23 protein-coding genes are annotated in these 24547 nt (G+C 54.1%); 21 read left to right on the top strand and 2 right to left on the bottom strand.

What is annotated here, in order from left to right; translation table 11 throughout:
• Positions 1–12: 12 nt before the first annotated feature.
• From DPQ25_RS02520 to DPQ25_RS02510, 3 genes are read left to right on the top strand one after another with little or no spacing between them, the layout of a single operon-like run.
• A complete protein-coding gene (locus DPQ25_RS02520) occupies positions 13–270 on the top strand; it encodes a EutN/CcmL family microcompartment protein (protein WP_112331596.1) in 258 nt (85 codons plus the stop codon).
• Positions 271–325: 55 nt separating this feature from the next.
• Positions 326–1651 carry a 4Fe-4S dicluster domain-containing protein gene (locus DPQ25_RS02515; RefSeq protein WP_112331595.1) on the top strand — a complete coding sequence of 442 codons (1326 nt, stop codon included), beginning with the start codon at positions 326–328 and terminating at the stop codon, positions 1649–1651.
• 11 nt (positions 1652–1662) lie between these two features.
• Positions 1663–2208, top strand: coding sequence for a BMC domain-containing protein (locus DPQ25_RS02510; protein ID WP_112331594.1), 546 nt, complete (start codon positions 1663–1665; stop codon positions 2206–2208).
• Between the two features lie 578 nt (positions 2209–2786).
• On the opposite strand, the gene DPQ25_RS02505 is transcribed toward DPQ25_RS02510, so the two are convergent.
• Positions 2787–4232, bottom strand: coding sequence for a helix-turn-helix domain-containing protein (locus tag DPQ25_RS02505; RefSeq protein ID WP_112331593.1), 1446 nt, complete (start codon positions 4230–4232; stop codon positions 2787–2789).
• 401 nt (positions 4233–4633) lie between these two features.
• Here DPQ25_RS02505 and essC point away from each other — a divergent pair, with 401 nt between their 5' ends.
• The 18 genes from essC to DPQ25_RS02420 all read left to right on the top strand — a co-directional run bounded on the left by essC (position 4634) and on the right by DPQ25_RS02420 (position 23296).
• Positions 4634–9172 carry a type VII secretion protein EssC gene (essC, locus tag DPQ25_RS02500; protein ID WP_112331592.1) on the top strand — a complete coding sequence of 1513 codons (4539 nt, stop codon included), beginning with the start codon at positions 4634–4636 and terminating at the stop codon, positions 9170–9172.
• Positions 9165–9431: a methyltransferase gene (locus tag DPQ25_RS02495; RefSeq protein ID WP_112331591.1), complete on the top strand. Its 267-nt coding sequence runs from the start codon at positions 9165–9167 to the stop codon at positions 9429–9431. Before essC ends, DPQ25_RS02495 begins: the two co-directional genes overlap by 8 nt.
• A gap of 59 nt (positions 9432–9490) precedes the next feature.
• Positions 9491–9793 (top strand): hypothetical protein, encoded by a 303-nt coding sequence (locus tag DPQ25_RS02490; RefSeq protein ID WP_112331590.1) that lies wholly within the window; start codon positions 9491–9493, stop codon positions 9791–9793.
• 24 nt (positions 9794–9817) lie between these two features.
• Positions 9818–10207 (top strand): hypothetical protein, encoded by a 390-nt coding sequence (locus tag DPQ25_RS02485; RefSeq protein ID WP_112331589.1) that lies wholly within the window; start codon positions 9818–9820, stop codon positions 10205–10207.
• 1 nt (position 10208) lies between these two features.
• Positions 10209–10676, top strand: a complete 468-nt coding sequence (locus tag DPQ25_RS02480) for a hypothetical protein (RefSeq protein WP_112331588.1) — start codon at positions 10209–10211, stop codon at positions 10674–10676.
• A complete protein-coding gene (locus DPQ25_RS02475) occupies positions 10673–11236 on the top strand; it encodes an FHA domain-containing protein (protein WP_112331587.1) in 564 nt (187 codons plus the stop codon). The genes DPQ25_RS02480 and DPQ25_RS02475 overlap by 4 nt, the downstream gene beginning before the upstream one ends.
• Before the next feature lie 85 nt (positions 11237–11321).
• A complete protein-coding gene (locus tag DPQ25_RS02470; protein WP_112331586.1) occupies positions 11322–12080 on the top strand; it encodes a hypothetical protein in 759 nt (252 codons plus the stop codon).
• A 63-nt stretch (positions 12081–12143) separates the two neighbouring features.
• Positions 12144–14204: a serine/threonine-protein kinase gene (locus DPQ25_RS02465; protein ID WP_112331585.1), complete on the top strand. Its 2061-nt coding sequence runs from the start codon at positions 12144–12146 to the stop codon at positions 14202–14204.
• Between the two features lie 13 nt (positions 14205–14217).
• Positions 14218–14385, top strand: coding sequence for a hypothetical protein (locus DPQ25_RS14575; RefSeq protein ID WP_177576800.1), 168 nt, complete (start codon positions 14218–14220; stop codon positions 14383–14385).
• A gap of 65 nt (positions 14386–14450) precedes the next feature.
• Positions 14451–16604, top strand: coding sequence for a leucine-rich repeat domain-containing protein (locus tag DPQ25_RS02460; protein WP_112331584.1), 2154 nt, complete (start codon positions 14451–14453; stop codon positions 16602–16604).
• Positions 16601–18919 (top strand): vWA domain-containing protein, encoded by a 2319-nt coding sequence (locus DPQ25_RS02455; protein WP_112331583.1) that lies wholly within the window; start codon positions 16601–16603, stop codon positions 18917–18919. The genes DPQ25_RS02460 and DPQ25_RS02455 overlap by 4 nt, the downstream gene beginning before the upstream one ends.
• Positions 18916–19326, top strand: coding sequence for a zinc-ribbon domain-containing protein (locus DPQ25_RS02450; protein WP_112331582.1), 411 nt, complete (start codon positions 18916–18918; stop codon positions 19324–19326). The genes DPQ25_RS02455 and DPQ25_RS02450 overlap by 4 nt, the downstream gene beginning before the upstream one ends.
• A gap of 314 nt (positions 19327–19640) precedes the next feature.
• Positions 19641–19943, top strand: coding sequence for a WXG100 family type VII secretion target (locus DPQ25_RS02445; protein ID WP_112331581.1), 303 nt, complete (start codon positions 19641–19643; stop codon positions 19941–19943).
• 17 nt (positions 19944–19960) lie between these two features.
• The gene (locus DPQ25_RS02440; RefSeq protein ID WP_112331580.1) at positions 19961–20263 is read left to right on the top strand and encodes a pore-forming ESAT-6 family protein; all 303 of its coding nucleotides are present in this window, start codon (positions 19961–19963) and stop codon (positions 20261–20263) included.
• Positions 20264–20413: 150 nt separating this feature from the next.
• Positions 20414–20725 carry a WXG100 family type VII secretion target gene (locus tag DPQ25_RS02435; protein WP_112331579.1) on the top strand — a complete coding sequence of 104 codons (312 nt, stop codon included), beginning with the start codon at positions 20414–20416 and terminating at the stop codon, positions 20723–20725.
• 53 nt (positions 20726–20778) lie between these two features.
• Positions 20779–20970: a hypothetical protein gene (locus DPQ25_RS02430; protein ID WP_146740512.1), complete on the top strand. Its 192-nt coding sequence runs from the start codon at positions 20779–20781 to the stop codon at positions 20968–20970.
• A 16-nt stretch (positions 20971–20986) separates the two neighbouring features.
• Positions 20987–21646: a hypothetical protein gene (locus DPQ25_RS02425; protein WP_112331577.1), complete on the top strand. Its 660-nt coding sequence runs from the start codon at positions 20987–20989 to the stop codon at positions 21644–21646.
• Between the two features lie 6 nt (positions 21647–21652).
• Entirely contained in the window at positions 21653–23296 is a 1644-nt protein-coding gene (locus DPQ25_RS02420) for an Mbeg1-like protein (RefSeq protein ID WP_112331576.1), read from the top strand.
• Between the two features lie 92 nt (positions 23297–23388).
• On the opposite strand, the gene DPQ25_RS02415 is transcribed toward DPQ25_RS02420, so the two are convergent.
• A complete protein-coding gene (locus DPQ25_RS02415) occupies positions 23389–24456 on the bottom strand; it encodes a uroporphyrinogen decarboxylase family protein (protein ID WP_177576799.1) in 1068 nt (355 codons plus the stop codon).
• Positions 24457–24547 lie beyond the last annotated feature (91 nt).

Here is a 24547-nt window from a genome sequence, read left to right as displayed (position 1 = left end):
AATTAGAGGTATATGGTTAGCGGTAAGGTAGTTGGCACCATTGTGTCGACCCGCAAGGTGGATACCTTAGTAGGTTCCAAATTTTTAGAAGTCCGTCTCTTTCGGAACGGCGAGGACACCGACGAATATTTGATTGCAATTGATACGGTGGGTGCGGGCATCGGCGAAAAGGTGCTGATTACCACGGGGAGCGGCGCGAGGCTGGCCTTAGACGACCCCAAAACACCGACGGATGCAGTCATTGTCGGCATCATTGATGAGACGCTTTGACGTCGAATCGATTTAGAATTTAGGTATAAACTGATTTTATGAAGGGGATCATCCGATGGAAGTAGAAGCACTCAGGGAAAAAATAAGAGCTGCTGGGGTCATCGGTGCGGGCGGCGCTGGTTTTCCAACGCACATGAAGCTTGCGCCGAACATCAACACAGTTCTGGTCAATGCATCGGAGTGTGAACCGCTGCTTTATACGGATTACACGATCCTGAAGGAGCACATCGGCTTAGTAGTCTCCGGTGCTGAAGAGGTCGCCAAGGCGCTGGGAGCTGGGCAGGTACTGCTGTGCATGAAAAAGCACACCGCCAGTCGCCTGCATATCAGCGACGGCCAGGGATTTGGCGATTTCACCCAGGTTAAGCAATTGCCGGATGTCTACCCGATGGGCGACGAAGTCATTATGATTTATCAGGCGCTCGGGCGGGTGGTTCCGCCTGGGCAGCTGCCCGCGAAGGTGGGCGTGGTGGTCATTAATGCGGAGACGGCTTATAATATTGCGCATGCAGTACAGGATATTCCTGTTACCGAAAAGTGGGTGACCATTGCCGGGGATATCCCCGCTCCGAAGGTTGTCACGGTTCCGGTGAACAGCAATGTCAGGGACGTACTTCAGGCGGCGGGCGTGGCGGTTCCGCCTTCGCACGTCGTGCTGGACGGCGGCCCGGCCATGGGCAATATCATCGACCCCGGCACAGCGAAGATTACAAAGAAGACCAAGTCCTTATTAATTCTGCCGGACGATATCCCGGCGGTTACATTTAAGACGGTAAGGACCGAACGGGTGCTCGTGAGAACGCCTTCGGCCTGCTGCCAGTGCTTCAGCTGTACGGAGATGTGCCCCAGGCATTTACTGGGGTATCCGCTTCAGCCGCATAAGACCCTGCGTTATATGGGAATGACAGAAGAGGCCGGTTTGGGTGATTTCTCAACCGCCTCGCTCTGTAGCGGCTGTGGTGTTTGCACCCTGATGGCCTGCTGCCAGGGGATTGCTCCTTCCATTTCAATGACAGAGATGAAGAAGAAGGTTGGCAAGGCTCGTTTGGGCTATCGCTCAGAAACCCCGACGGTTCCGTCGCCGGAGCGTGAAAACCGTATGATCCCGATTGAACGGTTTATGAGCCGGATAGGTGTGCTTCGGTTTAACCGGGTACCTGTTTGGGCAGGAGCGCTTCCGGTTGCGCAGCGGTCGTATGACCTGCTGCTGTCACAGCACGTCGGTAAGCCGTCTGTACCGTTGGTACAGGCAGGGGACTTGGTGACAGCGGGTCAAATGGTCGCAAAAGCAGACGACGGCATTTCCGCATCGCTGCACACGCCGGTTTCCGGTAGAGTGACAGCAGTTACGGAGAAAGCGATTACAGTTGAGAAAGGTTGAGGTGAAATAGGATGCAGTATTCAGTAGGTGTGATTGAGCTAAAAAGCGTTGCCAAAGGCATTCAGGCTGCTGACGACGCTCTGAAGTCGGCCGGGATCAGTCTTATTTCTGCTCAGCCGATTTGCCCTGGCAAGTTTGAGCTGATCATTACGGGTGAACTGGCTCAGGTCAACGCATCCATGGAAAAGGTGAGAGATACCTATACCTCTTACCTGATTGATTCGGTGTTGCTCGGCCGTATTGACCCCACCGTGGTAAAGGCGCTGTTAGGCGCCCAGCCGCAGGCGGAAAGAGGCGCGATCGGCACCATAGAGACTTTTTCGGTGGCGAGTGCCATCTTGGCGGCGGATACCGCCGTCAAGTCTGCCAAGGTAGATATTTTGGAACTGCGCGCTGCTCGCGGCGTCGGCGGTAAGGGTATTGTCTATTTTACCGGCGAGGTTGCGGATGTGACTGCGGCTGTTGAAGCTGGTTCGCGCTATGCAAAGGAACAGGGCTTGCTGGTTGGCAGCTCGGTAATCGGTTCTCCGCATGAGGAGCTGTGGAATTACCTATAATGTTTCTTGGGCATCAAGGGTTGGTGTTTTTATTCAGCCCCTGAAATAGCTTAAAAATACACCCTGTCATTCGGCGTAGGCTTGGATGTAAGGGTGTGTTTTTTGTTATCACGCTTCTTCAAATTTGCCGAGGGAGGCTGTATTATATTAGGCCCTAGTCCCCGGGCAACGGGAGGCAATAATACTTGTGCTAGAAAAAGAAAAACCGCTTGTGGTGTAGGTTTTTAACTACACCGCAAGCGGTTTTTTATAGCGGGGCATTGCCAAATGGTATGTCTGATGGAAGCCACCCTCTCCGGATTGGATGCAAATCGACGGCGATGACAGCGCCGCCGGTATAGGCTGCGTTCTGAAATCGATACATCTTGAACGGGCCCGCCCTTACTAAATAAACTTGATGAATTTTTCGACTATACAGCCGGCCTTCAGAGGCGGAAGTGTTTCGTCAAGCCCCAACCGTAGAAAAGATAGATAATGATGGTACTCCTTTTCAATTATTGGCGCTAAGCAAGGTTGCAGCCAGTCCGGTGCAGCAGACGCACGAAGCCCTGGTGGCTTTTCTTTGTTTACGGCAACGGTTAGCCGTTGAATACCTGCTTCAGCCGGCTGCGCAACAGCGACTCCGATTCTTCCTTTGAGTAGACAAGCCCGGTTTCCCTCAGGTATTCAAAAAAATCACAGAAGGAATAAGCTACGCTCTTTTCATGAAGCTGAAGAGTGGTAAATCCGTGCAGCGGGTGTAGACAGGTACAGGTGACCTGCTGGGAACCGGTAGACAGGAAACCCAGCTTATCCGAAAGGCGGAACTTAGCAGTTTTGATCAAATAAGGCGTATAGCTTCCGTTTTGGATGCAGACCATCATCCGGCGCAGGAGCTCTGCCCGGTAGGCTTTGGGCAGAGGAGCATAGCTTCCCTCGGGAAGTTCGGCGACAAGGCCGGTTTCCAGAAAGCGGTCCAGCCCCTCCGGGGCAAAAAAGGAGGTGTTTTTACGGGTGCCCTCCAGCAGTGTAATTTGTTTTTGGCGCTGTTCTAAAAATGAGAGCAATACCTCACCCTGAGCGTGGTCGCGGTAAATTTGCTTTTTGGCCATGTCCATGGTAAAGAAAAAGCCAAGACAGGGTTCGAATTGAAGGGAGTAGGTCATCTCCTGCCGGAGGGGGGCCCAGCTCTCTAAATTCCAGTAATGCTGCCGGGCATTGTGCTCTAATACGGGAAGGCACTCTGTACGGATTTCTTCAAACAGGCCGGTATAAAGAGAAATGGCGTCCGGTGTGCTGACAATAAGGGCGCGCTCTTCGTCTTGGGATATAGTAAGCGCCCAGCCTTTTCCAAGGAGAATCCATGGGAAAAGGGCGGTCTTTCCACTTTTGGCAGAGATGGACTCATAGTAAAAGTAGGGAGAGTAATGACAGGAGCTGAATAAAAAGGAGAGCGCTCTTTGCAGGCAGTGCAGATTATATTTATTCTCTTTTTGGTATTGCAGTTCACTGTCAAAGCAGACAATGTGCTCTATGGAAAGCAGCGGGCAGGTGCGGGCATACTGAAGCAGTACGTCCGTAGCAGTGCACTCCGGCTGAAGCACAGCCTTTATACAAGGGGCCTCAGTGCCCAGCTCTTCCTCAATCAGCAGGCGCAGGGTGTCGGCAACAGCGGCCTTCCCAGTGAGGGGGAGCACGTCGGGGCGTTGAAAGCCCGGCGGGGAAAAGTGACTGCGAAGCACGGGCGGCTGCTGGATAAAGCTACCGCTTTCTTCAATTAGGCGCTTAACCAGTACCCGGCGGTAGTAGGTGGGCTCTCCCATTTTGGAGATGGCGTAGGCCTCGGAGAGAATACGGTGCTGAGAAGGCGTGAGCATCAATACCTCGCTGAGCTGCTGTAAAACAGCGGGGTCGCCCGGAATTCGTTCGCCGGTCAGCATCTTTTGGATAAAGCTTCGCTCGACACCACTAAGCTTTGAAAGAGCGGCAATTTTCATATTGGACTTTTGAATGTATTCCTGTAGCTTCTCAGAAAAAACAGACATGTTACAGCAGCACCCTTTCAAATGATAAAGCCTCTTAACCGGCATGAAAATATCGGGTAATAGTAGCAGGGGAAGACCCCGCCGCGCGGGAAGCGCGGGAGGGGCAGCGCCCCGAAAGGGAGGCTTCCCAGCAACAAGCCGAAAGCTTGTTGCCATTATACCATTTTAAGGGGAGGATGAAAACACTTTCTCGCCTTTTTTAGACGGCATCGGCAGAAAAGCTGCCAAAACCATCCTTCTAAAAAAGCTGTCACAAACTTTGTCACAGTTTGCAATTATGCAGGAAAGACTTTATACTGAAAATCGGAGGAATAGGTTGCTCCTTTTGAACTGGTATCTTTATCTTAGTTGAAACCGGCGGAAAAACATGCGCTGCTGTTTTTATGAAAGGATTATAGGCTATGCTGCTGACACTGGTTGAACAGAATAAAATTGCAACGCTGACGCTCCCCTCAAGGGTCAGCGGCCGTTATTCCCTGGGCATCGTCACAGTGGAAGGAGTCAGTGGAAGCTGGCTGCTGCGGTCGGGGAGAAAGGTGCATCTAGACTTGGCTGGAAATCATTCCGGTACGGCGGCGCTGGAGGATGGCGGCGTCTATCCTTTGCGGGAGGCTGAAACCGGGCGTAAGCTGCTGCTCTTTGCCGACCCAGAAACAGACGACCGCCGGGTGTTTTCAAAATTTGCTGTTCCGCTGTCGTTTACCGTACAGGTCGGCCGTGACGCGGAAAATGACATTTGTTACCGCCTGCCCTACGTTTCGGGACGCCATGCCCGCCTGGAGGGGCGGGACGGCCGGATGTTTATAATAGATCTGGGCAGCGCCAACGGTACCTTTGTAAATGGAATCCGCATCGATAACCGGGAGGTCTTTCCAGGGGATATTATTTATATCAATGGGCTGAAAATTTTGCCGGGCAAGGGCTTTTTAGCCATGAACAACCCGGATGGCCTGGTCCGCTGCGGCGGAAGCCTGCAGCCGTTTATTCCTGAAACCATTCCGCCGCTTCCAGAGGAATGCGAAGAGGAAGAAACACAGGATTATACAGGCGTATTTTACCGCTCGCCCCGTTTTAAGCGGGATGTGGAAACGGCCCGTTTTACAATTGACCCGCCGCCCTCACCCCCGAGCAGGGATACCACGCCGATGATGCTGGTTTTGGGCCCCTCCATGACGATGGGCCTGGTTTCGCTTTCAACCGGATTTTTTACACTTTACAATGTTCTGAATGCCGGTGGGAGCATGCTCAGCGCAATGCCCTCTTTGGTCATGTCGGTGGGGATGCTGCTGGGTACGGTTTTATGGCCTGTTCTGACAAAGCTGTTTGAAAAGCGGAGCCGTCGTAAAAAGGAGGCGGAGCGCCGGCAGAAATACCGGGCTTATATTGAAGAGATGCGCCGTAGTATTGAGGAAGAGTGTGTGCGTCAACGGACGATTCTTGGGGAGAATATCGTGACGCTGGAGGATTGCATCGACCGCATCCGTAGCACCCGGCGTAATCTTTGGGAGCGTACCTACCGCCATAACGATTTCCTTATGCTGAGGCTGGGCATCGGTTCCCTGCCTATGGATGCGGAATTTCGTTTCCCGGAAAAGAAATTTACGTTGGAGGACGACCCTTTGCAGAGGGAGCTTTACGCATTGTGTACCGGGCCGCACGAGATCCCGTTTGTCCCCATTTCCCTCTCCCTGCGCGATACGCCCATTGTGGGCATCATCGGTGGGCGTGAGGAAGCCTGTGCTTACGTGCGCGGGCTTGTGCTGCAAATCAGCGCGCTGCATAGCTATGATGAGGTTAAAATGGTGTTCCTGTATGAGGAGAAGGAGACGGCTGTTTGGAGTTTTGCTAAATGGCTGCCCCACACTTGGGATGCGGAGCAAAGCGTGCATTTTATTGCTTCCAGCTCCGGTGATGCCAGGGAGGTTTCTGTTCTGCTGGAGCGGGAGTTCGCGGCGCGCGGCGCCTCTGAAGGCCGGGAGGATCCAATTCCCTGGTATGTGGTGTTTGCGTTGGATAGGCGGCTGGGCAGCCAGACAGAGCTGGTACGCCAGATCCTTCAAGAAAAGGAATGCCGGGGCTTTTCTCTGGTGGCGCTTTATGATGAGCTACGCTTTTTGCCGAAGGAATGCGCAAAGGTTGTGGAGCTCCATGGACAGGAGGCGCTTTTATATGACCAGGATGACCTTTACGGCAGGCAGCTGCCGTTCACACCGGATATTGCCATGGACGCCTCCTGCCGGGAGCTGGCCGTAAAGCTGGGCAATACCTTCCTGCATACGGCGGCTTCGAAAAAGGAGCTTCCCAGCATGCTGACTTTTCTGCGCATGTTTGGTGTGGGTAAGGCAGAGCACCTCAATGTGCTTACCCGCTGGAAGGAGCATGACCCTACCCGGACCTTGGCGACAGAGGTCGGCGTAGATGAAAACGGTAACCTGTTCACCCTGGATCTTCATGAAAAATTTCATGGGCCCCACGGCCTGGTTGCGGGTATGACGGGCTCCGGCAAAAGCGAGTTTATTATTACCTACATTCTTTCGTTGGCAGTGAATTACCACCCCAATGAGGTGGCCTTTATCCTTATTGACTACAAGGGCGGCGGCATGGCCAAGGCCTTTGAAAGGCTGCCGCATACAGTGGGCATCATCACAAACTTGGACGGGGCGGCGGTCAATCGTTCCTTGGTTTCTATTCAAAGCGAGCTCAAGCGGCGGCAGGCCATCTTTCAGTCGGTAAGTAAACGCATCGGCGTGAGCAATATTGATATTTATAAATATCAGAAGCTGTTTCGAGAAGGAACCGTGGCGGAGCCTTTGCAGCATTTATTTATTATTTCCGACGAGTTTGCAGAGCTAAAAACACAACAGCCTGATTTTATGCGGGAATTGGTTAGCGCGGCACGCATCGGCCGGAGTCTCGGCGTCCATCTAATCTTAGCCACGCAAAAGCCCAGCGGTGTGGTGGATGACCAAATCTGGAGCAACAGCCGTTTTCGTGTCTGTCTGAAGGTACAGGAAAAAAGCGATAGCATGGATATGCTCAAACGCCCGGATGCGGCAGAGCTGACTAAGACGGGGCGGTTTTACCTGCAGGTAGGGTACAACGAGGTGTTTGAGCTGGGCCAGTCTGCCTGGGCTGGAGCGCCCTATACGCCCAGCGACAGACCGGAGGCGGAGAAGGACCGCTCGGTCTCCATCCTAGACGGGGTGGGCCATGTCGTCCGGCAGGCGTCGCTCCAGCGGAAGCGCAGCGGCGCCGCTAAGCAGCTGGACACCATCGTTCAATATCTGGCGGAGTTGGCCACGGCGGAGGGGATCCATGCGCGGCCCATGTGGATGCCGCCGCTGGAGAAAATGATCGTTTTGGATGACCTACTGAACAAGTACGGCGCCGCGGCATCGATATCCGGCGAGGGATTGACCCCGGTGGTCGGCGAGGCGGATGACCCGGAGAACCAGCGGCAGTTCCCGCTGACGCTTCCGCTTTCTGCGGAGGGCAACGCCGTGGTCTATGGCGCTGCGGGCGGCGGCAAGACGACGTTTATCACCACCTTACTGTACGGCTTGTTGCGCACACACAGCGCCCGTACGCTCCATGTATATTTGCTTGACTTCGGTTCAGAAACGCTGAGGGCCTTCGTTAAGGCGCCCCAGGTGGGCGATGTCCTCTTTTCCTATGACACGGAAAAAATGCAGAACTTTTTCAAAATGCTTACTGAGGAGCTGGAGCATCGAAAGCGGGCTTGTGCCGAATTTGGCGGGGATCTGGCCTGCTATAACCGGTCTTCAGGGAAAAACCTGCCTTATATTCTCACGGTCATTCAAAATTACGCCGGTTTCTGTGAAACCTACGAGGAGCTGGAGCCTCAGGTGGCGCTTCTGTCCCGTGAAGGTTCTAAATACGGCATTTTGTTTGTCATTACTGCGGTGAACAGTAATGCGGTACGGTACAGGACCTTGCAAAACTTTCGCCAATTGTTTGTACTGCAAATGAACGACTCATCGGATTACAGCGGAATACTGGGCTCTACGGGTGGAGTCGTCCCGGGGCGCTGCAAGGGAAGGGGCTTGGTTAAAACAGATAAGGTGTACGAGTTTCAGACCGCGTCTGTGTCTGAAGGGGATACGGCGCTGACAGTGCGGGCTTTCTGCGAAGCCCTTGCCGAATGCAGCAGCGGCTCCCGGGCGCCGCGCGTGCCGATTCTGCCTGAGCGGGTAACGCCTGCCTTTGTAGCGGATGCTATTGATGGGGAGCAGCTCCGGTATCCTGTTGGGGTGGAGAAGGAATCTCTGCGCACGGCGGTTCTCGCCTTGAAGAGCAGGCCGGTACACTATGTCTTGTCGCAGTCCGGGTGTACAGCGTTTATGCAGGCGTTGGCAGAAGTAACCGCGGGCCGCCGGGAGCTCCGAGTCACGGTTTTGGATGGATCGGGAGCTATCCATGCGCCCGGTTCGGCGGCCTGCCACAGCAGTGGGGAGGCCCTGAATGCGGCGGTGGTGGAGTTGTTTGGCGAGCTGGTGCACCGTCATAACACGGCAAAGGATATTCGTGAGCAGGGTGGTGAACCGCCGGTATATGAGCCCAGGCTTTATTTGGTGAATGGCGTCAATGAGGTGTTTAGCCTGCTGACGGAAGACGGTAAGGATAAGCTGCATGTCCTGCTGGAAAAGTGCGAGGTGCCGTTGGCTGTGTTCTTTGTCATGGCTGAAACCGCTGCCGGAGTTTCCTCTTTCTCCTTCCGCCCCTGGTTTAAAAAACAGGCGGTTTTTAACACCGCTGTTTGGGTAGGCGATGGAATTTCGGATCAGTTCCAGCTCAAAGTACGGCCCGGCCGCCAGCTCTATGAGCATGTTGGGGATGAATTTGGCTATTTGGTGGAGGATGGCAGGCCAGCATTGATAAAGCTGCTGGCCACCGAGGAAGGAGGCGCCGAGGATGCATGAGGAAAGCCGGGATAAAATTTTTGTAGAGCTCTTCTTTCCGGCAGGGGAGAAAATCTATGAAGCGCGCCTTCCCCTGGATCTCCGTATACATGAGATTACACTCCTGCTTTCTAAGCTGATGGAGGAAATTGTACCCGGCAGCTATAAGGCACGCGGGCCTGCCGTACTGTGCGACCGAAAAAGCGGCAGTATTTTCAGTGGGGTGAAAACGCCGAGAGAACTGGGGTGGAAGAATGGCATACAGCTTTTACTGCTGTAAAAAGAGGAGTCTTAACGCTCCTGAGGCTTGTTGGTTAATTAGAAAAGGGGTGCAGGAATTTGAGCTTGGATGCAGCGGCTGTGCACAGGCAGGAGCAAGAGCTCTTGGCCTGCGCGGAAAGCCTTCGGTCGGCAAAGCATAAGGCGGAGCTCTTGAAAAGCGGGGTTCATCAGGCTTGGCGGTCGGAGGAAACCGCTTATCTGTCAGCGGCTATTGATAAGGTGATTGCAGAGCTTGACCAGGAAATCCGGCGGACGGAGCAATTGGCGGAGGAAATTTCAACGGCGTGCACCCGGCTGCGGGTAGAGGCCGAACTGCTCCGGGAAGATTTATTTCTGGAGGATGGGGAGGGACTGTTTTAAAAAGCAGAAAGGTGGTGTGGCCCAATGGCGGGGCTAAAGGTACAAACCGGCTGGGGGGATGAGCTGACGGCAGAGGCTTGCGCTTGCTTGCAGCATATAAAAGAGGCCGAGACGTTGCTGGCGGGTTTGAGTCCGGACCCGGCACTGACGGCGGATTCCAATTTTCGGGCGAAATATCAGAGCCTGTGTGAAGGCGTGAAAGCGTCGGAAATAAAAATGAAAAAGATCAGCATGTTTATAGAAACCAGCATGGAGCAATATGAAAGAATGGAAATGCAGTTAACAATGGAGGCACAGAATTTGGGGATTGGAACGCTGCTGACCGGTACGCCCCAGATGGAGCACTTAAAAAATTTATTTGAAGATAATGCGGGTGTTACGGCGGCGCTGAATAAGACGGTAAGGAGTGAGTAGGTTGGATTTACAGTACAGTATTAATGAAAACGGCGCTGTTTTTACTGTCAGGCTGGAACCAGGGATGATTCTTGAGCTTGAACGGCAGGAGGTACTCGGCCAGGTCAATGGGGTGGTGTTTTGCCAGGCGGTTATCCGGGAGGGACAGCGCTTTCTGGATTATCCGGTTTCGGGCTGCCGCCCGCTGGAAGCCGTTTGCAGGGAGGTTATGACAAAGGAAAAATTTTTGAATATTGAGAAAAGGTTGACAGAGGCCGGCTTAGCGGCGGAAGCGGCAGGAATTTCTCAACAGCTTGCAGTAGAACCGGAAACGGCTTTTATTTCTGAAGGGGGCGCCCGCCTCTGCTATGTGCCGGTCCAGGGGTTTGCGGCGCCGGACTTCGCTATCTGCTGTTGGAGGTTATTTACAGGAGCTCCTTTTCAGGCGAAGAGGACTGCGCTTATGCTCAGACAGTGGTCAACTTTTTGAGGAACAGTGAGCCCTTTTCACTTCGGGACTTTCACAACCTACTGACAGGCTTGGAGACCGATCTGCCTCCATCTGTTCAGCGCGGCCCGTCAGGGACTTCCTCAGAAAAAGGAGGGACTGTCTTAATCTCTGAGGCGGTTCAACTTCGCGAGCAGGCGAAAGCGGAGGAAGAGGCCCGGCAGGAAGCGGAAGCGAAAGCGGAGGAAGAGGCCCGGCGGGAAGCGGAAGCCAAAGCGGCAGAGGAGGTTCACAGGGAAGAGAAAAAAAACGCGCCTATGAATCTGCTCCATGAGAAAACAGGTGCTCGGATCCCCATTATGCGTCCGGTATTGAAAATCGGAAAAAAAGCAGGGCTTGTCGATTATTGTATAGAGGGGAATCCTTCTATCAGCCGGCGCCATGCGGACATTGTGTCGAGGGATGGCGGCTGTTATTTGGTGGATCGAGGGTCGTTGAATAAAAGCTACGTAAACGGCAGGATCGCGGAGCCTGATCAGGAAATTCCCTTGCACTCGGGCGATAAAATCAGCCTTGCAGATGAAATTTTTACGGTTGAGTAGCAGCGTGGCCATACAATGGGCTGCCGGTTTCTCTGATTTTCAGCGAGGCTTTTAATAAACAGGTAATGAATGAGGAGGCAATAAAATGTTCCATTTGTTAGCAAATTCTTACAATTATTTCAACGGCTTTTCCGGGGCTTACGGAGGCGCCCAAGGACCCGGATCCATCAGTACCATCTGTGGAATTATTGCGCTGGCAGTGGCGCTTGTGCTCTTTTTCGCCTTTTTGTCCCCGCGCAACGAGGGTAAATTTCACGGGTTTTTAGGCTGGCTTTATGAATTTTTGCATTTTCGCAAACTCATGCTGGAGTCGGTTCTGCGGATTATTTATATGGCGGTCGCCGTCTTTTTGTTCCTTTTTGGGTTGGCTTACATATTCGTTGGCCCCGGGAATATTGGCCAGAATTCATTGGCGGGCCTGGGCATTGCTGTTTTGGGCAATGTAATCGTGCGCCTGCTCTATGAACTGCTTATGCTGTTTGTGCTGATCTGCCGCAATGTAGCGGACATCAATCGCAAGCTGGGGAGCGGCACAAACAGTCGTACCCGCCCACAGCCACCGGTTCAAATGCCCGTCCCACCGCAGCCCCGGCAGACTCCTCCGCAGAACCAGCCTGCTCCGGCGCAGGCACAGGCGCCGCAAGCGCAGAGCCAGCCGGTTCAGCAGCAAGTGCCCGTGCAGCCGGCAGAACAGCCGCCCCGGCAGCCGGGCGTGTATATCCCACCGGTGCAGGACGCCGCGCCTTCTCCCAATACCGCGGTGGTTTTCTGCCGGAACTGCGGCAAACAATTCCATGCGGACCAGGGGGCCTGCCCTTACTGTGGAACTGAGCGCCGGCAATAGGCTGGGGTTCCGGCCCGTTAGTGAGCGGGAAAATAGTTTGCAGGAAAGGAATGGTTTATATACATGTTGAACCGCGGCGACATTCTGGACCATGTGTATCAAATTGTCGGTGAAATTGGTGCGGGTGGCACGGGCATCATTTATAAGGCCTATCATCTCCGTCTGAAGCGGTATGTGGTGGTCAAGAAAATCAAGGACGAGGTAGCGGCAAGGGTTCACGCCCGTGCGGAGGCAGACATCTTAAAACGCCTGAAGCATACCTATCTGCCCCAGGTCTATGATTTTCTGGAAATAGACGGCGGCATCTATACGGTGATCGATTTTATCGAAGGACAATCGCTCGATTATTATATTAAAAACGGATATAAAATACAGCAGCGCCAGCTCATCATCTGGGCCCGCCAGCTGTGTGAAGCGCTGGCGTACCTCCATGCACAGGCGCCGCCGATCATCCACAGTGACATCAAGCCCCAGAATATCATGATTACAACGCAGGGCAACGTATGCTTGATTGATTTTAATATTTCATTGGACGGGCAGGGGAGCAGCCAGATCAGCGGGCTCAGTGCCGGCTATGCGCCTCCGGAGCAATATTTAAACCTTGAGCCCCTGCCGCAGGGGGACTCATCGGGCGCTACCTACCGGTTCCGTATGCACTCGCCCCTGGATGCGCGCTCTGATATTTATAGCCTGGGAGCGACGCTGTACCATTTGATTTCCGGGGTAAAGCCCGAAAAATCGACGGGTCCCGTCACCCCGCTTGCACAGTGGAACCCGCCGTACAGTCAGGCGCTGCTGGACGTGGTTGCAAGGATGATGCGCCCCGACCCCAACGACCGCTATCAGTCTGCGGCGGATTTGCTGCGGGTCTTTCAAAACCTTCGTAAGCTTGATAGAGCCTACATCCGTCACCATACGGCACAGCATGTAACCACCATTGTGTTCGCCGTTCTGCTGACGGGCTCGCTGCTGCTTTCGTTTTTTGGCTACCGCAGGATGGGAGCAGAAAAAGAGGATCGGTATACGCAGTTGGTACTGCAAGGGGAGGCCGCAGGGGAAAGCGGCGATTATGAAGCCGCAGTCGCCCTGTATGACCAAGCGATTGAGTTGTTCAGCACCAAGCTTCCGGCCTATTACCAAAAGCTGTTGGCCTACGAGCGGCAGGGGGAATACCAGGCCTGCGTGCAGTATGGCAGGGCAGTTTTAACCAATCCCGGTCTGGAGCCGGAAATGGCTAACAACCCAGAGCAAGCTGCAGATTTGTATTTTATGCTCGGCAACGCTTGGTTTGAGCAGGAAAATTACGTAAAGGCCGCCCAATATTATCAGGAGGCGGTGGCCCGCAGTGCTGCAAACCCGGAATACTACCGCGATTATGCCATTTCCCTGGCGCGCATGCAGCAGACGGACGAAGCAAAGACCGTTCTGGAGGAGGCGGTGGCCTGTGGACTGGATACGGATTCCATCAACCTGGTGAAGGCGGAGCTGGACCTGTCCGCGGGGCAGTGGCAAAAAGCAGCCCAGGCATTTATGGAGGTTGTCCAATCCACTGCCAGTGAAACTCTTCGCCAGCGCGCCTATATTCTCTGTGCTAGGGCGTACCGGCTTGGGCAGAATCCGGAGCAGGAAATTGCTGTTTTGGAGGAGGCCCGGGGGACAGTGGCGCCGGAAAAAAGCGGACCGGTGCTTACCGCTCTGGCCAGCGCCTACATGCGCCGTGCCCAGACGGAGAAGGGGGATCTTCAGGCAGATTGTACGAGGGCGCTGGAGTGTTACCAGCTGGTGCTGAGCCAGGGGAACCACTCGGCTGCCGTAAGGCTGAATATGGCAGCGCTTTACCAAATGCTGGCGCAGTATGAAGAGGCAGAGGCTATTTTACTGGAGCTGCAGGCTGAATTGCCGGAGGATTATCGCCCCTATATGCGTTTGGCGATCCTGTATGGAACAGAGGAAAACAGTAAGGCGGAGGGGCAGCGGGATTTTACTAAGGTACAGGAAAATTATGAGAAAGCAGTGGCCTATTACCAGAAGGCAAAAAATGAGGGAATCAGTGACGCTGAGATGCAGGTGTTGGAGACCATGATGCAGCAGGTTATCGACGGCGGTTGGCTGTACCGGGATTAAAGGAGGCGGTGTGATGACGCTGGGTACATATATGTTCTATGGCGGTTTGGCCTGCTTTGGCCTTTGTCTCGTCGGCCTGGTTATCACAAAGGCTGTTTTAGCGGCAAAGGGTAAAAAATTAAAGGCCCGGTTTGATGAGGAGTACGGCTCACCGGAGACGCCCGGCAATAAAGGGGGCTGAAATGGCTGTTTTCAGCTTCAGCCCCCGAAAAGAATAAGTGCTAGAAAAAGCAAGGAGGGACTCTTTTGAAATATTGTATGCGATGCGGGTATGAAAATCAGGATACAGCCCGTTTCTGTCAAAACTGTGGGGCGCCGCTTTCTGCGGCAGAGCCCCCAGCGGGGGCGGCGCCCGACAGCGAAAAGACGGCGCTGCCGGCAACCCCTGCGCCGGAGGTAAGCGGACAAAATAATGAAACGGCCCAGCTTTCTCAACCGGTTGACAATACCGCGGGGCAGGGGGATGAGACCGTGCTGCTGAATGCCCCCGCGCCGGAGCCAGCAGACGAGGATCAGACTGTTTTGCTGAATCATACGGCGGCGCAAGGGGCCGCTAACAATATGATGGGGGCAGCTTCGCCCGAAACTGAGCCCGCCGCGGCGCTCCAGGAGGATGACGCAACGGTTTTACTGGCTTCTTCCCCGTTGGCAGAGCCGGCAGAGGGCGGAGATGAAACAGTCTTGCTGGGCGGTCCAAGCGGGGAGGCGGCTTACACACCGCCTCCCCAGCAGGAGATACCGGCAGCCGTACCGTCTTCGGACAGGACGCCGACGGAATACCTATTCGCCGGCGAGCCAACCCCTGCTGCCGGACAGTCGGAATATATTCCGCCGGTTCAGCAGGGTGGGCCCGTGCCCGCCGGCAATGCCGCGCCGCCCTTTATACCGCCGCAAAATCCAGCTGTGCAAAAGGCGGGAGAGCCTGGGAAAAAGAAAAGGCGTGGCTTGTGGATTACGCTTATTTGCGTATTGGCGGTTGTGGTATTAGGCGCAGTAACGGCGGGCTATTTTTGGCTGCAGGGCGGCAATACCGCTTCCCCGTTGCAGGAAGCGTTGCAGCTGGGCGAAAAATATCTGGAAGAGATGGACTATGAAAACGCGGTGGTGGCCTTTACCGAGGCAACGGCGATTGACCCCAGCAGCAAAGAGGCCTACCTTGGCTTGGCTCAGGCGCATACAGGGGCCCGGGAATACGATGAGGCGGAGGCCGCTTACAGGCAGCTGCTGGAGCTGGATGCCTCGAACGCAGAAGGGTACCGGGAGCTGGCCGAGCTGTATATCCGGCTGGAAAAGCTGGAAGAGGCCAAGCAGCTGCTGGAGGCCGCGGTAAATGCCACGGATGACGAGAATATTCAGAACCTTTATAATGAAACCATGCCGAAGGCACCCACCTTCTCTTTGCAGGAGGGGTCTTACAGCCAGCGGCAGGAGGTGGCTATCGCCACAGAGAAGGACACCCAGGTGGTCTACTATACCACGGACGGGACGGAGCCTACGCAGGATTCCCAGGTCTATCAGGAACCCATTATCCTGAAAAACGGCCGTACGACGCTGAAGGCCATTGCCGTCAGTAGCCGGGGCTATCAGAGCGAGACGGCATCGGCCGCTTACCGGATTGATGTGGAGCGTACAGAGATTGTTTTTGAAGACCGGATGATCGAAAGTGCCGTGCGGGAGGCGCTGGGGGTAGGCTATGGCACCCTGTACAATGAGGACGTGGAGCAGGTCACAGAGCTGAATATTGTGGGCTATAGTGTTTACCGCCCGGGAATGTCCGCGCTGTTTACAGAGGACAGTTATTCCGTTCAGACCGGCGGCTGGGGCTATAACAGCTCGAGCCTGGGCAGGCTTGAGACGCTGGACGACTTGAAGTACATGCCCTTCCTAAGGCGGCTGCATATTGCCTTCCAGGAGGAGGTGGACATCACCGGGGTCGCGGCGGCAAAACGGCTGGAGGAGCTCTCGCTGATCCATGTAGGGGTTCAGGATCTGGAACCGGTTGCCGGCTTGACGAATTTGCAGAAGCTGTGCGTAGGCTGGAATGAAATTTCCGACATCAGCCCGGTAGCCAATCTGAGTGCCTTGACCAGCTTAGGCATTTGGAACAATAGGGTTACGGATATCAGTGCCGTGCAAAATCTCAAGGCACTGACCTATCTGGATTTTTCGGGCAACCGTGTGCAGGATATTTCTGCGGTCGCCGGATTGAACAGCTTGTCCAGCCTGTGGATGTACAGCAACAGGGTTTCCGATTTTACATCTCTTGAAGGCCTGACAGAGCTGAAGGTATTGATGATTCGGGATAACCCGATTGCAGATAAGGCTTCCCTGCAAAAGGTGTTTCCCCGTTTGGGGCGCACCGATGTGGATGTGATAGACAGAGGAGGGGATGCACAATGACCCTGATGCAATGGATTTTAATCGGCATTGGCGGTGTGCTGTTTTTAACCGGGGCCATTCTTTTGCTGATTGGCATTATCAAGAAAAAGTCGCTGGTGCTGTGGAAACTTTTGCCCGGCGCAGTAATTCTCTGCGGGCTGGTACTCGCTGGCATGGTCGGGTTGAATTTTATGGGGCAGCAGCAGCTGACTCAGCGGGAAAATTATGTTGCCAGCCGTCTGATTGAGCTTGAAAGCTACGCCCCCGCCCAACTGGCCGCAGAGACGGCCCTGAACCGTAGCCCCAATGTACAGTCCGCCCAGCTGGCGGTTCTGAGCTTGGCCTTAGAGGGCCGGTACAGCCAGGGAGAGCAGGCGGCCTCCCGCTATAACAACCGCTTCGGCGATGCGACGCTGGAACAGCTGGAGGCGCTTTGCCAGGAAGCAGCCGGCGGACAAAATAAGCGTGCAGACCTGCTGCAAATCCTCAAACAAATTAAAGCGCAGCTGCGCCTCTCGGATAACGACAGGAGCAAGGCGGAAAGCGTTGTGAATATCCAGATGGCGGTCAGCACCGGCGAAGGGGCGGCCGTTGCGGCGGATCTGGAAAATTTAGCAGGCGAAACCGACCCGCTGTCACTGAAGGCCAGCGCACAGGCCCGTATGGCCGGAGGGGATCCGCAGGCGGCCTTCGAGCTGTTGGAACAGGCGGCGCTGAAGGACAATTCCTTCCCAGCCCGGGCGGCGCTGGCACAAATGGCTGCCAATGGCTATAAACGAACGACGGACGAACTGGGCAACACAACCGACAGCGAGCAGGCAGCCCTTGAACAACAGATGACGCAGAAATATGAGCAGATTGATAAGCTGCAGGAGCGCCTGTATGAGCAGGCCGGCGCCAATGAGCAGCAACGGCTGCAGCTGGAAAAGCAGATTTCAGACCTGGAAGAGGAGATAGAAGAGCTTTATCAGGAAAGCAGCTCCATTCCGGTGCGCCGGGCTGTAAACTATATATTATCTTCCAATCCATCAGAGGATGACCGGCTGGCCTATAACCTGACGCTGGCCCAGCTTTATTTTCGCTCGGGCGCTCTGGACACTGCCCGCACCTACCTGGAGGAGCTGTTTACAGAGGCTGCCGCCGGGGAAAACAGCGGCTACCTTTCTGTAGAGTGTGCAAACCTGCTGGAGGCCTACGATAATAATCTGAAGGGAGCTGCCGCGGAGAACACCGGGGCACAGGACGGCGCTGAGGAGCCGCCGGTATTAAATAATGACCCCGCTGCCGCTGTGCAGAAGCTGCTTTCTGCGATGACTCAGTATACCGCGCAAGGAGATGTCAGCTATACCGAAAATGCTGCGGGCGCAGACGGCGAGGAAAATATGAAAACGGTCGTGTTCAGCCAGTTTTTGCTGGAAACCCTGCAAGATATCCGCGCGGGCATCCACATCGGACGGATTGACACCTCCAATTACCCGGAAATTTCCGTTACGGTCAATATTTCTCGGAGTAAGAAAAACCAGGAAACCTATCAAAAAGAGGATTTCACAGTTAAAGAGCAGGGGGCGGAGGTTTCCGATTTTGAATTGGTTGATACTTCTGCCGAAAATGCCGGCAGCAATGTCTGTTTGGTAGTCGACCACAGCGGCAGTATGACGGGGACGAACCTGGAGCAGGCACAGCGGGCAGTCAGCAGCTTTATCCAGACGGCTGGGTCTAAAATGAAGACCGGGCTGGTGGCCTTTGACGATGTTGCCGAGATGCTCTGTCCAATGACGGAATCCACCGGCATGGTACAGCGGGCGGTGGATAATTTGACGGCTGATGGCGGCACCCATATTGCCAACGGCCTGGTGAGCGCAATGAATGCCTTGCAAAACCAGTCCGGCAACCGGGTCATCATCCTTTTATCCGACGGAGAGGACAGCGAGGAATCCGCGAATCAGATGGATTCGGTGATTAATCAGCTGACCCAGCAGGGGATTGTCGTCTATGCGGTGGGCTTTGATTTTGCGGACTCTGCCTACCTCAGCCGGATCTGTGAGGCGACCGGCGGGAAATTCCTGCGTTCGGAAAGCTCCGAGGATCTCGGAAGTGTTTACCAGACCATTGAAAAATTTTTGTCTCAGGATTATGTAATCCGTTTCACGGTGTCTGAAGAGGCCGCTGCTTATGACCGCAATATCCATGTGTCCATTGAAAACGGTGTGTTTGACGAGCGCGATTATTTTGTCGGCGTTTCTCCCGAAAAGATAGAGGAGGAAGCCAATCTGCCGCCGCAGTCCGACCTGTTCCAGCAGACAGGCGGATCCGGTAATAAGGAGGCTGTGGAATGAAAAAATCATTTTTTGCCGGACTGGGCATCAGCCTGCTGGCTGTAATTGTGCTGGCAGTGGCAGGCTATGCCGCCTTTATGACGGGCGGTACGCGGCTGCTGTATGAAAATTCTGTGTGGGGAGCCTATTGGCGCTACTACCCATGGGCTTTTCTGGCGGGCGGAGTGCTGTTGGTTCCCGGCCTGATTTGTCTAAAGGCGGGCTATGTTCCCAAGGCCAAACGCCCGCGGAAGGTGAAAACGGTCGTGCGCTATGCGTCTGTAACACCGCCTGCGCCGGGTTCTGTGTCGGCAGCTCCGGCGGACAGGGCTTGCCCTGCATGCGGCAAGTCAAATACGGCGGACGCGGCGCTTTGCAGCCAGTGCGGCGCCGGACTGGAAACCGGTGATTCGGCCGTGCAAAAATAATAAAGAAGGCCGCCTGGCAAAGCGCCGCGTTCAGCGTTTGCCGGACCGCTTGAAAAGAGCGAGAGCAACGGTGCTTTCGCTCTTTTTGACAATAGGGCCTACTTAAAGAGGGAAGCTAGGCTTTTATATGGCTGAAACGGTGAGTGCGACAAAAATTGTGCGGAGAAAAGAAAAAGAAAGAACGGCTTTTGCAAAAAGCCTGTCACTGTTTTTGTCACAGCTTGCAGCGCGCTTTTTCTTCCGTTATACTGATGACAGTGACAAAAAACACCCGCTCCGTCCAGGGCGGAGGAGAAAACAAGGAGGAATATCGAATGGCTGTTTCCATTACAGTCGACCCCCAAAAGCTGGAGGCCGCATCTCAGCAGATCAGTACGGAGGCCGCAGAGTATGAGTCTATTTACCGCAACCTTTTCACCGAGGTGGACAATATGAGCGCGGCTTGGCAGGGCGCCGATAATTTGGCCTTTACCAACCAGATTAAGGGCTTTACGGACAATTTTCAGGATATGAAGAAGCTGATGGACCAGTACAGCGAGTTTCTGAAGAGCGCCGCACAGATGTACCGGCAAACACAGGATGACCGTGTAGCCCAAGCAAAGAACCTGACAAACTGAGAGGAGGATGCAACATCATGGCAGTAGAAGGAATTAAAATTTCACTGGGGGAAGTCAGTGCAACCGCTGGTACCATCCGCACCTTGAACACCAGCCTGAACGACAAGCTCCTGGCCATACAGAAGCAAATGAACGACCTGGCTTCCACCTGGCAGAGCCCGGCGGGCGAAACCATCCGGGAAAAGTTCAATAACCTGGTTCCCGCTTTCGAAAACTATAAGCAGATTATTGAAGCCTATGCGAAATTCCTGGATAATACCGTTTCCAGTTACGAGGCGACGGAGACACAAATCCAGAACAACGCCAGCGCTTTTAAATAAAAGCAGGCAGTCCGGCAAAAGGGGCGGACCGTACGGGTCCACTTCGCCCCTTGAAAAGCAGCCCGCGGCAAGGGCTTGACCTGTGGCAAGGCCCGGTAAGGCTGCTTTTCAAAGGGCGAAAAAAGTGAAGCGAAAAGGAAGGTGCACCCGATGGCTTATTATCAATCAAATCCGGTGCGGGTTCATATTGCGCGGCTGCAGTCGGCGGCTAAGCAAATGCGTGTACAGGCAGGCGAATACAGGCGTACTGGAAAGCAGCTTTTCAGCACGGTTTCTTTAGCGCGCGGCTGGGAGGGATCGGATGCGGAGGCCTTTCGCAGCCAGCTGAAGGGATTTGAAGATGACGTGGAGAAAATGGCAAAGCTGATGGAAAGCTACTCGGAGTTTTTGGACAAGGCGGCGCAGGCATACCGGCAGGCGCAGGATACAGCCGTGCAGCAGGCCCGGAATCTATGGCGGTAGCGTGCCGGCTCAGAGAGATTTGGGGGTTTCCCGGAAAGGAATCAGGTTTTATTATGGATGCAAATGCGAAAGCCCTGCTGGCGGATATTCTCAGCGACCTGCGTTCGGTTTCCCGTCAGATGGATCAAGCAGCGCAGGAGCTTAAACAGATGCGGGGTGTGGGCACGGAGCTGTGTGCCTCCAGGCTGGAGGTGCTGGCGGATAAATATGAGAGAGCCCGGGCTGAGCTTGGAAAGCTCAGCTAATGGGAGGAGAATATCCATGAAATGGCTGAAACTACTGCCGGCTGTGCTGGCTATAATGATAGGAGTGACGGGTTGTATGGCAAACCACCCTTCCTTTAAGGATGAAGCGCTTTTGTATATGCAGGAAAAATACGGCGAGGCGTTCACCTGGGTTGAGCCGGTGGACGGACAGTTCGGCAATGCCCAAAAGAGCGGGCATGTTGCCTCTCCGGCGTTTCCGGGCGAGCGAATCCTGGTGACCGGAATCCCGGGAGAACGGGAAAGCTTTTCCGATAATTACATTGCCTATCTGCGTCAGGAGGAAGCCACCCGGCAGCTGCAGGCGATAGCCTCATCGGTCGATGCAGACTGGAAGGCGTTCTGTGAGCCGGAAGAGGTGGGCCTTTTTCTCAGCGGTGATGCAAGCGCCTTGGATTATCTTCAATCGGGCGGTATTTTGCTGAAGCTCTTCGTCAGCAGCGAGGAATGGCAGGAGACCCGGGACGCCCGTATGGAAGCATTCCGCGCGGCCCTGTGGTCTCATCAGATCAGTGCTAATATTACGGTAAATGTGCTGGAACCCGGACAGCTGGCGGAAATAAACGAGGCTTCCTATGGAGAATATCTGTACGGCGGCGGCGAGGGCCGTTTTGTGATGGACCAGCAGGGAAACTTTACCGTGGCGAAATGGAGGTAATGGCAGATGGACGCTACGCTCCGCTCGAAAGCCGAGATTTGTGCGCTTTTAAATGAGTTTCTTTACTTGGGGTTTAAGGATGCCGGTGAAAACGATACGCTGGCAGACATCATTGCGGCCATCGAATCTAACCCGAAAAAATATGAAAGCTTTATAAAAAAGGATGAGTTTACAATCCTGAAGGCCAACCTGGACCGCATCGGGGATTATCAAATCGGCAACCAGAGCTGGAATCTGTCTCAGTTCAACTCCGGCACCGGGGCCTGTACGTTTACAGACCCCGATTCGGGCAAAATATATGTGGTGTACCGCGGAACCGGCGACGGCGAATGGCTGGACAATGGCCTCGGCATGACGCAGGCCTCCACCCGCCAGCAGGAGGAGGCGGCCCGTTATTTCGACTATGTGGTGGAGCACAACGGCCTGAATGGCTCTGACGACATCACGGTAACCGGGCATTCTAAGGGCGGCAATAAGTCGCAGTATGTGACCGTCAATTCGGAGTATAAGGACTATATCGATCAGTGCATCTCCCTGGATGGACAGGGCTTTTCCCCGGAGGCCATCGCTGCTTTCAAGGAAAAGTACGGGGAGGAGGCCTACCAGGCATACCTGGAGAAAATGTATTCAATCTGCGGGGAAAACGACTATGTAAACCCCTTGGGGGTCAAAATTATTCTGGACGGGCACACCTACTACATAAAAACCCCGGCAACAGATGACAACTTTGTAGCCGGACATGATTTGAAATATTATTTTGCCCTATATGATGAAAACGGCAATCCTGTTTTTAAGGACGGGCAGCAGCAGTTCGGCAGCAGTATGAATCCGGAGGCGGAGCGAGGACTGCTCGCTCTCAATGCCGAGGAATTGTCGAAGGCGTTGATGCGGCTTCCGCCGGATAAACGCCAGGATGCGGCAATGGTAATTATGCAGCTGATGGAAGCGACAGAAGGCGAGAAGATCGGTCTTTATGGGGAGCAATGCACCATTGAAAACATTATCGGTTTTTTGAAGGACGGTGTGCCGGTTATCCTGTTTACCCTGCTTACCACCCCGGAAGGGCTGGAATTGCTGGCGCATTATGGCGGCGAACTGCTTCAAAAGGCCTACGAGGAGCTTGGACCGGTCAAATTTGCCGGCGTTGTGGCGGCGGTGGTGTTATTGGCGCCGCTGGCGGTCAAGCTGATAAAAGGAGCCTATGTGGTGCTTGCCTTTTTAGACGGCGTAATAGATTTCATAGACAAGATGGGGGATTTCCTGGCGGATATTGGGACCTTTATCAAGACCATCTGCAGCGAGGCCAAGGTGCTTTATGAAAGCTGGCTGATCGGCCGGAAAATTGATAATCCGGCGAAATCTTATGTACCGGGTGACGAAATCGCGGTCAATACCGGACGGATCCGGCAGATTATCGCAACGCTGAACCATGTACAAAACAAGATCACCCGCCTGGACAACGAATTGAATACCCTGCGGAGAAACCAGGAATGGTATGAGGTTTTTAAAAAGCTTAGAATCGGCGCGATTGATTTTCTTTATGTCGGTTATGACGATGATCTGAACCGCTGCATCACCTATTTGAACAACCTTGCGGCAAGTTTTGAGAGTATTGAACGAAGCCTGAATAATGCGGCCTGTGGGTATTAGAAGCTGAAAAGCGTGCGCTGCCAAAGCAAGAAGCCTGGAAAAAATCCAGGCTTCTTGCTGTTCCTTTTTTTCGGATTCGCGCGGCGGTAATATCAGTATCTGCCAATTTCCTTGATCAGGTCAATAATAGCTTGCATGTTCTCAAGGCTGACGGAGTTGGGGATGGAATGGTCGGAGGAGAAAATATAGCCGCCGTTTTCCTTCATCTCGGGGATCAGGCGGCGGATTTCTTCGCTGATGGCGTCCTTGTCGTCCCATAAAACCGCGTTGACGCCGCCGTGGAACACCAGGTCGCTGCCAAAGCGCCGCTTCAGTTCCAGGGGTTTCATACCGGCCTTTACCTCCAAGGGGTTCAAGGCATCCAGCCCAATTTCCACCAGCTCGGGGACAATGGGCATGATGTCCCCGCAGGAGTGCAGATGCGCCTTGATTCCATGGTTATGAGCCCAGTCGATGGCGCGCTTGTGGACCGGCTTCAACAGCTCCCGGTAAATGCCGAGGGAGAAAAATTGTGTGTTTTTATAGCCCATATCGTCCCACCAGAAAATACTGTCAAAATGATAACCAGCCTTCCACACCTGGTCGAATAGGGCTATACACATGTCCAGGTAGGTGTTGAACATATCTACGGCCCATTCCGGCTCCTCCAAAAGGGCGATGAGCAGAGTCTCGGTCCCGACGGTCCAGGAATGTGTTACATCAAAGCCAAACCAAAACGGCGCTTGAATCCAGCGGCCCTCGGCCCGCCATTTTGCATAATTTTCCTCCAGGTATTTCCAGTTGATCCGGTCGGGGGTGGGCTGCATCCGCTTTTTGGCTGCCGCCCAGCATTCCGGGTTGGTAATGGTAAAATCGAGAAATTCCGGCGTGGAGTCTTCCAGCTTGAAGTTTTTCAGCGTAACGCCCCAGGGCGTTGTGGAGATGATGTAATCGTCCGTTTCCTCCAGGACTCTTTCCTCATAACGGGGGGTGATGTCCACCCCGATTCGTTCAACCTTATCCACGCCGAAATAGTCGCGCCAATCCACACCGGCCGGCATTCCCTCACGCTGCCAGCGGCGGACAGTACCTGCCCAGGGCTCGTCTATAATGGGAATGCGGTCCGCTTCCCTGTGTTCAAACATCCGGGTGAACCGTTCGTGTGTCGTCATCTCTTTCATAAAGGCCATTCCTTTCTTCATCAGCAAGAAAAGCTTTTTTACATGCTGAAGTGCTGCCGCGTTTTTTAATAGAATAACGCCGGGCCGGGGA

Source organism: Hydrogeniiclostridium mannosilyticum (assembly GCF_003268275.1).
In the GTDB taxonomy this organism is placed as follows: Bacteria; Bacillota; Clostridia; order Oscillospirales; family Acutalibacteraceae; genus Hydrogeniiclostridium; species Hydrogeniiclostridium mannosilyticum.
The sequence above is the reverse complement of the archived record's forward strand: the minus strand, read 5'-3'. Positions and strand labels throughout refer to the sequence as shown.

What these genes read in the sequence shown, in the direction of transcription:
- DPQ25_RS02465 (WP_112331585.1), top strand. Translation starts at nt 12,144, where the DNA reads ATGTTGAACCGCGGCGACATTCTGGACCATGTGTATCAAATTGTCGGT.
- DPQ25_RS02425 (WP_112331577.1), top strand. Translation starts at nt 20,987, where the DNA reads ATGAAATGGCTGAAACTACTGCCGGCTGTGCTGGCTATAATGATAGGA.
- DPQ25_RS02435 (WP_112331579.1), top strand. Translation starts at nt 20,414, where the DNA reads ATGGCTTATTATCAATCAAATCCGGTGCGGGTTCATATTGCGCGGCTG.
- DPQ25_RS02470 (WP_112331586.1), top strand. Translation starts at nt 11,322, where the DNA reads ATGTTCCATTTGTTAGCAAATTCTTACAATTATTTCAACGGCTTTTCC.
- DPQ25_RS02450 (WP_112331582.1), top strand. Translation starts at nt 18,916, where the DNA reads ATGAAAAAATCATTTTTTGCCGGACTGGGCATCAGCCTGCTGGCTGTA.
- essC (WP_112331592.1), top strand. Translation starts at nt 4,634, where the DNA reads ATGCTGCTGACACTGGTTGAACAGAATAAAATTGCAACGCTGACGCTC.
- DPQ25_RS02495 (WP_112331591.1), top strand. Translation starts at nt 9,165, where the DNA reads ATGCATGAGGAAAGCCGGGATAAAATTTTTGTAGAGCTCTTCTTTCCG.
- DPQ25_RS02420 (WP_112331576.1), top strand. Translation starts at nt 21,653, where the DNA reads ATGGACGCTACGCTCCGCTCGAAAGCCGAGATTTGTGCGCTTTTAAAT.
- DPQ25_RS14575 (WP_177576800.1), top strand. Translation starts at nt 14,218, where the DNA reads ATGACGCTGGGTACATATATGTTCTATGGCGGTTTGGCCTGCTTTGGC.
- DPQ25_RS02485 (WP_112331589.1), top strand. Translation starts at nt 9,818, where the DNA reads ATGGCGGGGCTAAAGGTACAAACCGGCTGGGGGGATGAGCTGACGGCA.
- DPQ25_RS02510 (WP_112331594.1), top strand. Translation starts at nt 1,663, where the DNA reads ATGCAGTATTCAGTAGGTGTGATTGAGCTAAAAAGCGTTGCCAAAGGC.
- DPQ25_RS02505 (WP_112331593.1), bottom strand. Translation starts at nt 4,232, where the DNA reads ATGTCTGTTTTTTCTGAGAAGCTACAGGAATACATTCAAAAGTCCAAT.
- DPQ25_RS02445 (WP_112331581.1), top strand. Translation starts at nt 19,641, where the DNA reads ATGGCTGTTTCCATTACAGTCGACCCCCAAAAGCTGGAGGCCGCATCT.
- DPQ25_RS02430 (WP_146740512.1), top strand. Translation starts at nt 20,779, where the DNA reads ATGGATGCAAATGCGAAAGCCCTGCTGGCGGATATTCTCAGCGACCTG.
- DPQ25_RS02520 (WP_112331596.1), top strand. Translation starts at nt 13, where the DNA reads ATGGTTAGCGGTAAGGTAGTTGGCACCATTGTGTCGACCCGCAAGGTG.
- DPQ25_RS02515 (WP_112331595.1), top strand. Translation starts at nt 326, where the DNA reads ATGGAAGTAGAAGCACTCAGGGAAAAAATAAGAGCTGCTGGGGTCATC.
- DPQ25_RS02415 (WP_177576799.1), bottom strand. Translation starts at nt 24,456, where the DNA reads ATGAAAGAGATGACGACACACGAACGGTTCACCCGGATGTTTGAACAC.
- DPQ25_RS02440 (WP_112331580.1), top strand. Translation starts at nt 19,961, where the DNA reads ATGGCAGTAGAAGGAATTAAAATTTCACTGGGGGAAGTCAGTGCAACC.
- DPQ25_RS02455 (WP_112331583.1), top strand. Translation starts at nt 16,601, where the DNA reads ATGACCCTGATGCAATGGATTTTAATCGGCATTGGCGGTGTGCTGTTT.